This is a genomic window from Caballeronia sp. LP006, assembly GCF_031450995.1.
Classification (GTDB): Bacteria; Pseudomonadota; Gammaproteobacteria; order Burkholderiales; family Burkholderiaceae; genus Caballeronia.
In genome coordinates this window covers 1,350,117-1,362,816 of sequence record NZ_JARTVW010000004.1, presented here as the reverse complement: position 1 = coordinate 1,362,816, position 12,700 = coordinate 1,350,117, and the positions used below count along the sequence as shown (strand labels likewise).

13 protein-coding genes are annotated in these 12,700 nt (G+C 63.8%); 12 read left to right on the top strand and 1 reads right to left on the bottom strand.

Annotated elements, in window-relative coordinates:
- The first annotated feature begins 145 nt into the window (after positions 1 to 145).
- The 9 genes from P9250_RS16305 (at position 146) to P9250_RS16265 (ending at position 7,736) form a co-directional block, all read left to right on the top strand.
- Positions 146 to 520: a 4a-hydroxytetrahydrobiopterin dehydratase gene (locus P9250_RS16305; protein ID WP_244828801.1), complete on the top strand. Its 375-nt coding sequence runs from the start codon at positions 146 to 148 to the stop codon at positions 518 to 520.
- An 83-nt stretch (positions 521 to 603) separates the two neighbouring features.
- Positions 604 to 1,653, top strand: coding sequence for a beta-ribofuranosylaminobenzene 5'-phosphate synthase family protein (locus P9250_RS16300; protein ID WP_310394065.1), 1,050 nt, complete (start codon positions 604 to 606; stop codon positions 1,651 to 1,653).
- 42 nt (positions 1,654 to 1,695) lie between these two features.
- Positions 1,696 to 2,625, top strand: a complete 930-nt coding sequence (locus tag P9250_RS16295; protein ID WP_250493742.1) for an NAD(P)-dependent methylenetetrahydromethanopterin dehydrogenase — start codon at positions 1,696 to 1,698, stop codon at positions 2,623 to 2,625.
- A complete protein-coding gene (locus P9250_RS16290; protein WP_310394063.1) occupies positions 2,622 to 3,794 on the top strand; it encodes an ATP-grasp domain-containing protein in 1,173 nt (390 codons plus the stop codon). Before P9250_RS16295 ends, P9250_RS16290 begins: the two co-directional genes overlap by 4 nt.
- The gene (gene mch, locus P9250_RS16285; RefSeq protein ID WP_310394061.1) at positions 3,791 to 4,789 is read left to right on the top strand and encodes a methenyltetrahydromethanopterin cyclohydrolase; all 999 of its coding nucleotides are present in this window, start codon (positions 3,791 to 3,793) and stop codon (positions 4,787 to 4,789) included. The genes P9250_RS16290 and mch overlap by 4 nt, the downstream gene beginning before the upstream one ends.
- Before the next feature lie 2 nt (positions 4,790 to 4,791).
- A complete protein-coding gene (locus tag P9250_RS16280; RefSeq protein ID WP_250527089.1) occupies positions 4,792 to 5,739 on the top strand; it encodes a RimK family alpha-L-glutamate ligase in 948 nt (315 codons plus the stop codon).
- Complete coding sequence (locus tag P9250_RS16275) at positions 5,732 to 6,568, top strand: triphosphoribosyl-dephospho-CoA synthase (protein WP_310394058.1); 837 nt, start codon at positions 5,732 to 5,734, stop codon at positions 6,566 to 6,568. The genes P9250_RS16280 and P9250_RS16275 overlap by 8 nt, the downstream gene beginning before the upstream one ends.
- Before the next feature lie 168 nt (positions 6,569 to 6,736).
- Complete coding sequence (gene fae, locus P9250_RS16270) at positions 6,737 to 7,246, top strand: formaldehyde-activating enzyme (RefSeq protein WP_244828807.1); 510 nt, start codon at positions 6,737 to 6,739, stop codon at positions 7,244 to 7,246.
- Positions 7,247 to 7,334: 88 nt separating this feature from the next.
- On the top strand, positions 7,335 to 7,736 hold the full coding sequence (locus P9250_RS16265) for a hypothetical protein (protein WP_244828808.1): 402 nt from the start codon (positions 7,335 to 7,337) through the stop codon (positions 7,734 to 7,736).
- Between the two features lie 65 nt (positions 7,737 to 7,801).
- Here P9250_RS16265 and P9250_RS16260 read toward each other — a convergent pair whose 3' ends face one another.
- Positions 7,802 to 8,287, bottom strand: a complete 486-nt coding sequence (locus P9250_RS16260) for a dihydroneopterin aldolase (protein WP_310394056.1) — start codon at positions 8,285 to 8,287, stop codon at positions 7,802 to 7,804.
- 323 nt (positions 8,288 to 8,610) lie between these two features.
- Between P9250_RS16260 and P9250_RS16255 the strand changes: the two genes are divergently transcribed.
- The 3 genes from P9250_RS16255 to P9250_RS16245 are packed head-to-tail and all read left to right on the top strand — an operon-like array spanning position 8,611 to position 12,700.
- Positions 8,611 to 10,713 carry a sigma-54-dependent Fis family transcriptional regulator gene (locus P9250_RS16255; RefSeq protein WP_244828810.1) on the top strand — a complete coding sequence of 701 codons (2,103 nt, stop codon included), beginning with the start codon at positions 8,611 to 8,613 and terminating at the stop codon, positions 10,711 to 10,713.
- On the top strand, positions 10,710 to 11,321 hold the full coding sequence (locus P9250_RS16250) for a flavoprotein (RefSeq protein WP_250493747.1): 612 nt from the start codon (positions 10,710 to 10,712) through the stop codon (positions 11,319 to 11,321). Before P9250_RS16255 ends, P9250_RS16250 begins: the two co-directional genes overlap by 4 nt.
- On the top strand, positions 11,300 to 12,700 hold the full coding sequence (locus P9250_RS16245; protein WP_310394055.1) for a DUF6513 domain-containing protein: 1,401 nt from the start codon (positions 11,300 to 11,302) through the stop codon (positions 12,698 to 12,700). The genes P9250_RS16250 and P9250_RS16245 overlap by 22 nt, the downstream gene beginning before the upstream one ends.

Here is a 12,700-nt window from a genome sequence, read left to right as displayed (position 1 = left end):
CTGTGTCAAATACGCGAAAGGCTTCATGTGATGGAACAGCAACGCTTGCTCAGGTGTCACATGACGCGTCGCAGCATTGCGCAGCGCCGCTTCACGATCAACGCACGCGGCGCATACTCGGTGTTTTCCATAAGGAGGCAACGTCATGGCTCAAGCAGAGAAGGTCTACTCGGATGAAGAGGTGCGGGAACGGCTTACGGGTCCGCTCGCGCATTGGTATCTCGAGGACGGATGGCTCAGGCGCAAGTTCAAGACCGAGAGCTGGAAGGGCACGCTCATGGTCGTCAATACGGTCGGGCATCTTGCCGAAGCGGCCTGGCATCATCCCGACCTGACCGTCTCTTATGCGTTCGTCGTGGTCAAGCTCAAGACGCATTCGGCCAAGGGCATTACCGACAAGGACTTCGCGCTCGCCACGCGCATCGAAGACGTGGTGCAGTGGCAGCCAGGCAAGGAAGACGGTCCGCTCGACGGCACGCCATCCGACGATCAACGCTTCCGCTATATCAAGTACGACTAGCCCGGCCACGCGGCGCGTGCAGTCTTGGTATAACTTTTGCCTAACAGGGAAGCCCAAAACCCCCTGAAGGAACACGAGCCGCGATGCCAACCTCACCCCGACGCTTATCGCCTTCACCGGCGATCACGGTCGAAGCACCCGCGCGCCTGCATCTCGGCTTCCTCGATCCGAACGGCTCCTCAGGCCGCGCCTTCGGCAGCCTCGGGCTCGCGATAGAAGGACACGGCACGCGTCTCACCGCGCGCATCGCTCATGGCACGCGGCAGCAGACGGCGCAGATAGAAGGCCATGTCACGGAAGCGCAGAAAGAGCGTATCGCTCATTATCTTCAGCAATTGCAGGCGGCGCTCAATGAACCGCGTGCCGTCGATATTGACGTACACGAAGCACCGCGCGCGCATACGGGCCTCGGCTCTGGCACGCAGCTCGCCCTGACGCTCGGCACCGCCTTCGCACGAGCAACCGGTCACAACGGAACAAACACCACGGACATCGCGCGCATACTCAAACGGGGCGCGCGCTCCGGCATCGGCATTCATGGCTTCGATCACGGCGGCCTCATTCTCGACGGCGGCCGCGACATGCGCCACGCATCCGCGAATACGTTGCCGCCGCTGATCTCGCGCCAGGCCTTCCCCGATGACTGGCGCGTGCTTCTTATCGACGACACCTCGCGCGAAGGTCTGCACGGTGACGAAGAAAGGCGCGGACTTGCCGCACTCGATCCCTTCCCTGAAACACTCGCCGCGCATCTCAGTCATCTCGCGCTGATGCGCATCCTGCCCGCCGCCGCCGAAAGCGACTTCGACACCTTCGCCGACGCCATCAGCGACTTGCAGCAGACCATCGGCGAATACTTCGCGCCCGTGCAAGGCGGCGTGTTCGCAAGCCCCGCCGTGGCGCGCGCGCTCGAAGCCGTCGCCGCCGAGCAGAAGGCCGGCATCGGGCAGACGTCTTGGGGACCGGTCGGCTTCGCGTTCGTCGCAAGCGCGCAGGACGCCGAACGCGCACTCGCGACCGCGCAACGCGTGACGCTTCGCGCACCCCTCACCTTTTCCATCGCTACCGGCCGCAATCGCGGCGCGACATGGCGTGCCGCCAACCGCCGCGAGCAAGGCGCGGATGCTGCCTGAACCTGCGTTCATCAATTCCAAATCGACCACGAGTCCATCGACATGTCCGAAGCTTTCGAAAGACCTTATGTGCTCCACATGTTCACGAGCACGCCGCAGATGAGTCCGTTCGATGTCAACATGGCGGCCGATGCCGGCTATCAGATCGTCGTGCCTTACTGCAATGTCGATGAAGATATCGTCGTGCAACTCACGCAGGATGCGATCTTTTCACGCGGACCGAAGGGCGTATCGCGCACGGGCATCTTCATAGGCGGACGCGATGTCATGCTCGCCGCCGACATGCTCGAAAAGGCGCGTCAGGCGATGGTCCCGCCCTTCGAGGTCTCTGTCTTTACCGACCCATCGGGCGCCTACACCACGGCCGCCGCGCTCGTCGCGCTCGCGGAAAAACATCTGAAGGCCGTGCATGGCGTCGATCTCGGCGGCAAGCGCGTCTTGATACTCGGCGGCACGGGCGCGGTGGGACGCGTCGCGGCCGCGATGGCCGCATCGCTCGGTGCGGATGTCGTCGTCGCGAGCCATTCGAGCCAGTCACGCGCGACCCAGGTGAGCGACGAAATCAACCGGCGCTTCGACATTGCCACGTCCGGCGTTGCGACCGGCACGCCCGAGCAATTGCATCGCGAACTGGCGCGTGCGGAAGTCGTCTTCGCCACCGCAGTTGCAGGCGTGCAGGTGATGAGCGCCGCCGATCTCGCGCATGCCAAGAACCTGCTGATCGCGGCGGACGTCAACGCGGTGCCGCCCGAAGGCATCGCGGGCGTCAACGTGATGGACAACGGCAAGCCGCTCGCGGGCGCGGCACGCGCGGACGCCATCGGCATCGGCGCGCTCGCCATTGGCAATGTGAAGTATCAGGCGGAGCATCGGCTCTTCTTGCGCATGCGTACCGGCGGCAAGCCTGTGTATCTCGGCTATCCCGAAGCATTCGACGAAGCGCGCGCGGTCGTCGCGGGGCTCGGCTCATGATCCATTCCATTGCAGCGCGTGCGCCACGCGTCGCCGTGGCGGGGCTTTCAGCCCGGCTGCTCGCGCAATCCGCCGCGCGTGCCGGGCTCAACGTCGTGGCGCTCGATATCTTCGGCGACCGTGACACGCGCGAAAACTCGGGCATGTGGTTCGATATCGGAGGGGATGGCTTGTCGATAGACCGCACCCGTCTTTTCGATGCGCTCGAATGCGCCGCGCGTCTGCCGCGCATGCTGGGGCTCATCGTGACGAGCGGGCTCGAACCGCTCGCGAGTGAACTGAGCCGCATGCCGCATATGCCGCGCTTCATCGGCAATGGCGTGGAAGCCGCCGCGGTGCGCGACCCGCGCCGCTTCTTCGCGCTGCTCGACGACGCGCAGATCGCGCATCCGGGAGTGCGCTTCGACAGGCCCGCCGATGCGCGCGGCTGGCTCATGAAGCGTTCGGATGGCTGCGGCGGCACGCATATCGAATGGGCGGAACACGCTGACAACGCTCCCGCCGATGCCTATTTTCAGCGTCTCGCGCAAGGCCGTTCGATGTCCGCGCTGTTCGTCGCGGCGCGTCGCGAAGCGGCGATCATTGGCTTCGCGGAACAGTTGAGTATCGAAACAGGGCGTCTGCCTTTCGTGCACGCGGGTTCGCTCGGGCCGATCGCATTGCCGCCAGGGACAACCAAGCGCATCGTTGCCGCCATCGAAAACATCGTGTGGAAGACCGGCTTGACGGGACTCAACAGCATCGACTTTCTGCTCGATGACGACACGTTTCAAGTCCTCGAAGTGAACACACGCCCCTCCTCGACGATGGCGCTCTACGAAGCCGCATGGCCCGATGAATGGCCGCGCGGATTGATCGGCGCGCATCTCGACGCATGCCTGCACGGCGCGTTGCCGCGTTCGACGCTTGCATCGTCGCGAACGCCGGCGTCGATAGCGGGCCAGCGCGTGGTCTTTGCGCCCGCGTCGTTCACCGTGTCGCGCCTCTTCAGCGATGCGTGTTTCGAAGACCCCGCGTGTCACGACGTGCCGCTCACCGGCGCGCGCATCGAAGCGGGCATGCCGGTCTGCACGGTCACCGCGGCCGCGCCCACGCTCGACGCCTTGCGCAATGCACTGACAAATGAAAGCGCGCGGCTTCTGCAACGCATCGACTCATACTGCCCATGACTTCATCGAATCAACTCAGCGTCAACGCATCGAGCGCGAGGCTCGTGGATCGCATGATCGACGACGCCGCGCGTTTGCGGGTGGAAGTCACGCGCACGCCGGCTGGCACCGTAATCGTCGATGCTGGCGTGAACGCCGCAGGCAGCGCCGAAGCGGGCCTCTTGATCGCGCGTATCTGCATGGGCGGGCTCGGGCGTGTCGAGTTGCGCAGCGCTTTCGATGCCGCGCCTTCCTGGCCGAGCTATATCGAAGTGCAGACCTCGAACCCCGTGCTCGCGTGTCTCGGCAGTCAGTACGCGGGCTGGAGTCTTTCGGCGACGAAGGAACAAACGGGCGGCAAGAAATTCTTCTCGCTCGGCTCGGGGCCAGCGCGCGCGCTTGCAGGCAAGGAGCCGCTCTTCGACGAACTCGCGTATCGCGACCATCACGAACGCGGCGCGCTCGTCATGGAAGTGGACCGCTTGCCACCGCAGATCGTTATCGACAAAGTACTCGCGGATTGCGGGCTCGCGGCGGACAAGCTCACCATCGCGGTCACGCCGACGCAGTCTGTGGCGGGCACGGTGCAAGTCGTTGCACGCGTGGTGGAAGTGGCGCTCCATAAGACGCATGTGCTGGGCGTGGACCTGAGCGAGATCGTGGAAGGCAGCGGCACCGCGCCCTTGCCGCCGCCCTCGCCCGACGCCATTCAGGCGATGGGCCGCACCAACGACGCCATTCTCTACGGAGGCCGCGTACATCTCACCGTCAGGAGCGATGCCGTGGCGAAGCGCCTTGCCGCCGAGTTGCCTTCGGCGAATGCGCGCGATTACGGGCGTCCCTTCGCGGAAATCTTCACGTCGTTCAACTACGACTTTTATCAGATCGATGGCGCGCTCTTCGCGCCCGCTGAAGCGTGGGTATCGAGCCTAGAAAGCGGCGCGACCTATCGCGGCGGCAAGCTCGATCAGGCGCTGCTCGATGCGCAATGGCGCGGCAAGAAGGACGCGCCATGACGATGGTATCGCGCGTCGCCATCATGACCGACGAAACCGGCTGGCACACGGGCCGGCTGAAGAAGGCGTTCCGCGCGCGCGGCGTGGAGGCGCGTTGCGTCGATCTCGCGGATTGCCGTATCGACACCACCTGGCCACCCTTCGGCCTCGCGATTCCCGGCTTCGGCCACGCCCTGCCCGATGCGGTATTCGTGCGCGGCATCGCGGGCGGAACCTTCGAGCAGGTCACGTTGCGGCTCGGCATTCTGCATGCGCTGCGCGAATGCGGCGTGCCGGTCTATAACGACGCCCGCGCGATCGAGCGCAGCGTGGATAAGTCGATGACGAGCTTTCTGCTCAACCGCTACGGCGTGCCGACCCCGGCCACATGGGCCGGCGAATCCACGGCGCATGCGCAACGCGTGTTGATGCGCGAGGCGGCTGCGGGGCGGCAGGTCGTCATCAAGCCGTTGTTCGGATCGCAAGGCAAGGGCTTGAAGCGGCTCGGCGCGCGCTCGCGCGGGCAGGCGTGCGCGCCGTTGCCATCGCTCAAGCCTTTTAGTCAGGTCGCATATCTTCAGCGTTATGTCGATACCGGCGAGCCCGGTTTCGACTGGCGCGTGCTCGTGATCGGCACACAGGCCGTGGCCGCGATGAAGCGCGTGGGCGGCGAGGACTGGATTCATAACTTCGCGCGCGGTGCACGCTGCGAGCCCGCCGAACTCACGCCCGCGCTCGCGGAAACGGCGGTGCGCGCAACCGCTGCGCTCGGCCTCGATTACGCGGGCGTCGATCTCATCGCGCCGGAAGGCGGCCGGCCGCTCGTGCTCGAAGTGAACGGCGTGGCGGCGTGGCGCGGGCTGCAATCGGTGACATCGCTCGATATCGCCGCGCTGCTCGTCGACGATCTGCTCGACCGCAAGCTCGCGGCATCGAAAGGAAACCTCGCGCGGGCGAGCGGCGATGCCTGAGCTTCATCACATCAAAGCGGCTTTTCTGCGCGCATGCCGGCTCGATGTGGAAACGCGCAAACCGGGCAACGTGAGCACGGCGAGCGCCGGACACGGAATGATCGCGAGCCAGTTCGTCGAAAGCGCTCAAGCGGCTGCAATCGGCTTGTTCGAGCCGAATGCAAGCGTCGGCACGCGCATTCTCGAAGCGGTGCGCCGCAGTTTCGACGTTGCAGGCTGCAATACGAACCTCGGCATCGTGCTCTTGTGCGCGCCGCTGTGCGTGGCTTTCGAAGAAGCCGCTCCACGCGATATCGCCGCTTGGCGCACTGCAACGCAAAGCGCGCTGCATGCGCTCGACATGGAAGACGCGCGCCTCGCTTACCGCGCGATTGCGCTGGCCAATCCGGGCGGCCTCGGCGACGCGCCGGAACAAACCGTCCACGCCGCGCCAACTATCGACCTGCTCGCGGCGATGACGCTTGCCGCCGACCGCGACAGCATCGCGCGGCAATACGCCAATGGCTTCGCCGATATCTTCGATACCGTCCGACTGATCGATGCATCGACGGCACAGGAAGCCATGCTCGACGCATTCCTCATCTTCCTGCGTTCATGGCCCGATTCGCACATAGTGCGCAAGCTCGGCGCGGCGATGGCGCAAAGTGTCACGCGCGATGCAGCTTTACATCACGACCGATGGCGCGCCGAAGGAAGTTTTCACGACTGCCCCGAATTCGACTCGTGGGACGCCGAACTGAAGGCGCGCGGCATCAACCCCGGCACGAGCGCGGACCTCGCGGTTGCAACCTTGTTCGTGGCGCTCGCGATGGGCGCGTTTGCCGAATGATTTGCACGAAGCGCGCCGGGTGCGGACAAAAATTGGCACGGAACATGTTAGGAACTTCGCGTTTATGCAGTCCGCTTTGCGCGGTGCGAACGCCTTGAGACGGGTTTGAGGATCGTGCTTCGGGAGCGAGTCAGACGTCCCTAGAAACAAATCCATTGGAGGAAGAGCATGGCCAAGATCAACCGCGTTCTGGTAGGAGAGTCGCTCGTCGGCGATGGCAACGAAGTCGCTCACATCGACTTGATCATCGGACCGCGAGGTTCCGCTGCCGAGACCGCGTTCTGCAACGCGCTGACCAACAACAAGGACGGCTTCACATCGCTACTCGCCGTGGTCGCACCGAATCTGCTGACCAAGCCGAACACCATTCTCTTCAACAAGGTCACGATCAAGGGCGCGAAGCAAGCCGTGCAGATGTTCGGCCCGGCGCAGCATGCGGTGGCGCTCGCGGTCGCCGACAGCGTGGAGGACGGCACCATTCCCGCCGACGAAGCCGACGACCTTTTCATCTGCGTCGGGGTTTTCATCCACTGGGAAGCGGATGACGACAAGAAGATTCAGGAGTACAACTACAAGGCAACCAAGGAAGCTCTCCAGCGTGCGGTGGCGGGCGAGCCCAAGGCTTCGGAAGTCGTTTCGAAGAAGGGATCGGCGGCGCATCCGTTCGCAGCGAACTGATCGTCTGTCGTGGCCGGCGCGGGGCTTACATCCGCGCCGGCTGCTTTCGAATCAAACATGAATCACGGATGAATACGAGGCTTATCGCATGACCCCACGTTGCTGCGCGTTGACGGTGCTCACTTGCCTCTCGCTCGCTTCGCCGCTTTCGTTCGGCGCGACGGCTGCGGCCAAGGACGGCGCTTCCGCTTCGCGACATGATTATCCGACCGAGGGACGCGTCGAATACGTGCTCGGCTGCATGGACGACAACGGCCACGACTTCGCCAACGTCTACAAGTGCTCCTGCGCCATCGACAAGATCTCCCAGAGCCTCACCTACGACGATTTCGTCGAGCAGATGACGTTCTCCAAGTACGCCTCGCTCGGTGGCGAAGGCGGCGGCGAGTTTCGCGTGGATCGCGCCAAGGCACAGACGAAGAAGTACCGCGAGCTTCAGAAGGACGCATTCAAGGCTTGCGGAATCGTGCAGAAGGCGGCGGCTCGATAAGCCGGTTCAGCCGTTTCATGCAGATGCTCCGGTGTCGCCAGTGACGCACCGGCAAGACTCGACGCTCATTCCGGCATATAGCCGCGTCCGATCCACGCGAGACTCACGCCGCCACGCGGCGATGCCGTCGCCGCGCTCCGCCGCCTTTCGATGACGACGCCCACCGCTTCGACATCCTCGAACTTGGCCGGCTTTTCGAGCGATACCCTCACCCAATGCGCGCCGAACTCCGCGATCACGCGCTGCGCGATCTGTTCGGCGAGCGCTTCGAGCAACTGCACATGGTGCGCTGCCAGGAGCCCGAGAATCGCCTCCCGCACCGCAGCATAATTGACGGTATCTTCGATACGATCCGTGACGCACGCGCGCAGCGAGGGCACGCCGATCGCGAGATTCATGCGCACCGGCTGCGGGTCGTGCAGCTCGCTCTTGTCGATGCCGATCACCGTCTGGCCCGTGAGTCCCTCGATATAGACGATATCCATGTGAGCCCCACGGAATGCATCGGCGTCCGCCTGACTGGCGTCGCGAATCGGTTCGAATCTGCCCATATCGTCGTCTCCGGAACGGCATTAAAAAATCCGTAAGCTCCAAGCAAGAAGCGGGCAAGAACGCTTAAACCAATGCGACTACTTATTGAACCAATGCGTCAGAGCATGTAAAGTTTTTGAGAACCGTGCTGGCCGACTGAAGGTGATCGGGCACTACGGCCACGAGGCGCGCGCATGCGGTGATCGGCAAATACAAGTACCAATAGAGTAGCGAGACCCGCAGCGCCAGCGGAAAACACAACAGATTCGACTTTCGACGGCTGTGCCGTACGCGTAAACACGTACGAGCGCAGCCGCAACGGACGTCACGGAGACACGGCCCCATGTCGTTGCTAGCAGACGTAGATACGCATGTCAGGGAAGTGCTGAATATCGTGAACAATCCGCTGGCGTCACGCCGCACCAGCGCTTCGGTCGCGCAATCGTGGACGCGCTGCCTGACGGAGTTCAGGCTCGACCCCGGCCATTTCGTCATGCCACCCGTGCTCACGCAGCGCGAACTCACCGAGCGCCGCGAGGCCGCGAGCGACCTCATCGCGTGCTCGAAGCTGGAGATGACGACGCTTTATCAGCAACTGGCCGATCCCGAACTCGCTGTCGTACTCGTCGATGCGGACGGCGTGATCGTTCATCAGGTGTCCTCGGTGCCGTTCGGCGAGGCCGTCGCCGCCGATGGCCTGCGCGTGGGCGCCGTGTGGAGCGAGCGCGAAGCCGGCACCAACGGCATGGGTACGTGCCTGATCGAACGCGACTGCATTGCCGTGTGCCAGCACGAGCATTTCTATCCGCGCTATACGTCGCTCACGTGTTCGGCCGCGCCGATCTTCGACGATCGCGGCACGGTGGTCGGCGTGCTCGATGTCACGAGCCGCTCGAAGCTCCTGCAACAGCATTCGCTGGTGCTCGTCGGCATGTCGCGGCAGATGATCGAAAATCGTTTGATCGATGCGCGCTACCGTCACGCGAACATGATTCATTTTCATAGCCGGCCGGAATTCGTCGGCACGCTGCACGCGGGCAAGCTCGCTGTCAGCGACGACGGCGTGGTGCTCGCCGCGAGCCGCAGCGCGCTCTTTCAGCTCGACCTGCGTTCGCCCGCGGAGTTGTACGGCAAGCGCATCGAGGAAGCGTTCAACGCATCGCTCGAAGACATGATCGCGCGCAGCATTCGCGGCTCGTTTCATCCGGTGACCGTGTACAGCGCGAAGGCCAACACGCGCTTTTTCCTGACCGCGCAGACGCCGCGCGAAGGCATGCGCGACACGAGCCGCATTCTCCTGAACGATCCCGTCACGCGCGATTCTTCCGCGCCGGGATCGCGCGTAAGAGCGCCGAAACGCGATGCCCAGGACGTCCGCGACGTTCGTGATGGCGCGAGCACCGGCGCGGGCCGCCTCGACAAACTCTCGCATCTGGAATTCGGCGATCCGCGCATGGCTTCGCAGATTCAGCTTGCGGCGCGCGTGATCCAGCGCAAGATTCCGATCATCCTGCGCGGCCAGACCGGCACCGGCAAGGAAGTGTTCGCCAATGCGCTGCACAGCATCAGCCCGAACGGGTCGGGTGCGTTCGTCGCGGTGAACTGTGCATCGTTGCCGGAGAATCTCATCGAGAGCGAGTTGTTCGGGTATCGCGCGGGCGCTTTCACCGGCGCGCAGCGCGAAGGCCGGCGCGGCAAGATCGTGCAGGCCAATGGCGGCACGCTGTTTCTGGATGAAATCGGCGACATGCCGCTCGCTCTGCAAGCGCGTCTCTTACGCGTACTGGAAGAGCACGAGGTGACGCCGCTCGGTGCTGAAACCACCGTGAAGGTGGACTTTCAGCTCATCAGCGCGAGCCATAGAAACCTGATCGAACTCGTGCAGACCGGCCTCTTTCGCGAGGACTTGTACTATCGGCTGAACGGGATCGAGATCAATCTGCCGCCGTTGCGCGAACGGGCCGATGCGCTCGCGCTCATCTGCCATATCCTCGAAACGGAAACGTCCGAGCCGCCTTCATTGAGCGTCGAAGCGCGGCAGGCGCTGCTGTCTTATGCGTGGCCCGGCAACATCCGGCAGTTGCGGCATGTGCTGCAAATGGCGATTGCGTTGTGCGACGGTCCCGAGATTCGCTGCGCGCATCTGCCGCCGGAAATCGTCAACGGTGTGTCGGCGCAGACCGCGACGCAAAGCGCGCCGCGCACGCCGAATGTCGCCGCTACGTTCGCGCATCTCACCGAAGACGCCGATACGTCCACGCTCAACGCCATTCAGTTGCGTGAGCGCGAGACCGTGCTGCAATTGCTCGACGAACATCGCTGGAACGTGAGCAACGTGGCGAAGGTGCTCGGCATCAGCCGCAACACGTTGTACCGGAAGATGCATCGTCTGCATATCAGGTTGTCGCACGACTCGCCCAACGCAGCGGATCAAGCCGACGCATGACGGAACGGTCCAGCGAACCCACGCCCGCGCGCCGGCTCGACGAATTCAAAGCCGACGCGCGCTTTGCGTGGTGCGTCACGGGCTCCGGCCATATGCTCGAGGAATCCATCGAGCTTGCGCTGCGCTTGCCGGGCGTCGACATGTTCTTGTCGTCCGCGGGCGAGGAAGTGCTGCCCCTCTACGGCTGGACCCTCGCGAAACTGCGCGAACGCTTTCGCGTGTTTCGCGATAACAGCGCGAGCAGCGTGCCCGTCGGCATGCTATATCAGGGCGACTATCACACCGTCGTGATCGCGCCCGCAACGAGCAACACCGTCGCCAAGTGCGCGTTCGGCATCTCCGATACGCTCCCGACCAATCTCTTCGCGCAGGCCGGTAAGCAGTGTGTGCCGGGCATCGTGTATGCATGCGATACGGAACCGAGCGTCATCACGCATGCGCCGCGTCAATGGGTCGAACTGCGGCCGCGCGCCATCGAATTCGACAACGTCGAACGGCTTGCGCGCTTCGAACTCACGACGGTCGCGCGCACGCTCGACGACTTGCGCCACGCTCTCGATCAACGGCTATCCGAACTGAAGCTCGCATGGAACACATCGTCTTCCTGACCGGGCGGCTCGCCGAACGCAGTCTTCATCAAGTGCTGGAAGGCATCGCACCGACTTCGAATCAGGACTCGCCATTTTCGTGGGAAGTGCGCGAAATCGGCTTGCAGGTCGCGGGGCTGATGACGGCCGACATGATCCGCCGGCGCGTGGTGCCGCCGCTCACCGAAGGCACGCACCGCGTGATCGTGCCCGGCCGATGCCGTGGCGACCTCGACATGCTCTCCGCGCATTTCGGCGTGAAGGTCGAGCGCGGTCCCGAGGAAGTCAAGGACTTGCCGCAGTTCTTCGGCCGCGAGGCGCGAAAGGTGGATCTCTCGCGTTACGAGACGGAAATTTTCGCGGAGATCGTCGATGCGCCGCGTCTCGATCTCGATGGCATCGCGGCACGCGCGCTTGACTATCAGGCTCAGGGCGCGAATGTAATCGATATCGGTTGCCTGCCCGCGACGCCGTTTCCGCATCTGGAAGATGCGGTAACGATGCTCAAGGAACGCGGTTTTCGCGTAAGTGTCGATTCCATGCTCACCGATGAACTCGTGCGCGGCGGACACGCGGGCGCCGATTACGTGATGAGCCTGAATGTGGATACGTTGTGGGTCGCCGACGAAGTGGCATCGACGCCGATACTCGTGCCGCGCGAACCGCTCGACGTGGCATCGCTCGATGCGGCCATCGACGTCATGCAGCAACGCGGCCGTCCGTTTCTTGCCGATCCGATTCTCGATCCGATCCCGTTCGGGCTCGCGGCATCCATTGCGCGCTATGTAGGCCTGCGAGAACGCTACGCCGATGTGCCGATCATGATGGGCGTCGGCAACGTGACCGAGTTGACCGAGGCGGACACGAGCGGCATCAACGCCGTGCTGTTCGGCATGGCGGCGGAGTTGCGCGTCGCGGCCGTGCTGACCACTTCCGTGAGTCTGCATGCCCGCCGCGCCGTGCGTGAAGCCGATGTCGCGCGGCGCGTGATGCATGCGGCGCGTGAGACACAGACCTTGCCGAAGGGCATATCGAGCGACTTGTCGGCGCTGCATTCGAAGCGGCCGTTTCCTTATAACGCCGAGGAGATCGGCGCGCTCGCGGCGGCGGTGCGCGACCCCAACTTTCGCGTGCAGGTTTCCGCCGATGGCATTCACGTCTACAACCGCGACGGGCATCGCCTTGCAATCGATCCGTTCGCGCTTTATCCCGATCTCAAACTCGAAGCCGATGGCGGACACGCGTTCTACATGGGCGTGCAACTCGCGCGGGCCGAGATCGCGTGGCAACTCGGCAAGCGCTTCGATCAGGATCAGCCGCTCGATTGGGGATGCGAGGTAGATCGGCCCGAAGAGGACTTGAGCGCGTGGCATGCGCCCGGGCCCACCAGAAAACGCTGA

Excerpts from the sequence above, each read along its gene's own strand:
- P9250_RS16300 (WP_310394065.1), top strand. The coding sequence starts at position 604 with ATGCCAACCTCACCCCGACGCTTATCGCCTTCACCGGCGATCACGGTC.
- P9250_RS16275 (WP_310394058.1), top strand. The coding sequence starts at position 5,732 with ATGCCTGAGCTTCATCACATCAAAGCGGCTTTTCTGCGCGCATGCCGG.
- P9250_RS16295 (WP_250493742.1), top strand. The coding sequence starts at position 1,696 with ATGTCCGAAGCTTTCGAAAGACCTTATGTGCTCCACATGTTCACGAGC.
- mch (WP_310394061.1), top strand. The coding sequence starts at position 3,791 with ATGACTTCATCGAATCAACTCAGCGTCAACGCATCGAGCGCGAGGCTC.
- P9250_RS16260 (WP_310394056.1), bottom strand. The coding sequence starts at position 8,287 with ATGGGCAGATTCGAACCGATTCGCGACGCCAGTCAGGCGGACGCCGAT.
- P9250_RS16245 (WP_310394055.1), top strand. The coding sequence starts at position 11,300 with ATGGAACACATCGTCTTCCTGACCGGGCGGCTCGCCGAACGCAGTCTT.
- P9250_RS16305 (WP_244828801.1), top strand. The coding sequence starts at position 146 with ATGGCTCAAGCAGAGAAGGTCTACTCGGATGAAGAGGTGCGGGAACGG.
- fae (WP_244828807.1), top strand. The coding sequence starts at position 6,737 with ATGGCCAAGATCAACCGCGTTCTGGTAGGAGAGTCGCTCGTCGGCGAT.
- P9250_RS16265 (WP_244828808.1), top strand. The coding sequence starts at position 7,335 with ATGACCCCACGTTGCTGCGCGTTGACGGTGCTCACTTGCCTCTCGCTC.
- P9250_RS16290 (WP_310394063.1), top strand. The coding sequence starts at position 2,622 with ATGATCCATTCCATTGCAGCGCGTGCGCCACGCGTCGCCGTGGCGGGG.
- P9250_RS16250 (WP_250493747.1), top strand. The coding sequence starts at position 10,710 with ATGACGGAACGGTCCAGCGAACCCACGCCCGCGCGCCGGCTCGACGAA.
- P9250_RS16280 (WP_250527089.1), top strand. The coding sequence starts at position 4,792 with ATGGTATCGCGCGTCGCCATCATGACCGACGAAACCGGCTGGCACACG.
- P9250_RS16255 (WP_244828810.1), top strand. The coding sequence starts at position 8,611 with ATGTCGTTGCTAGCAGACGTAGATACGCATGTCAGGGAAGTGCTGAAT.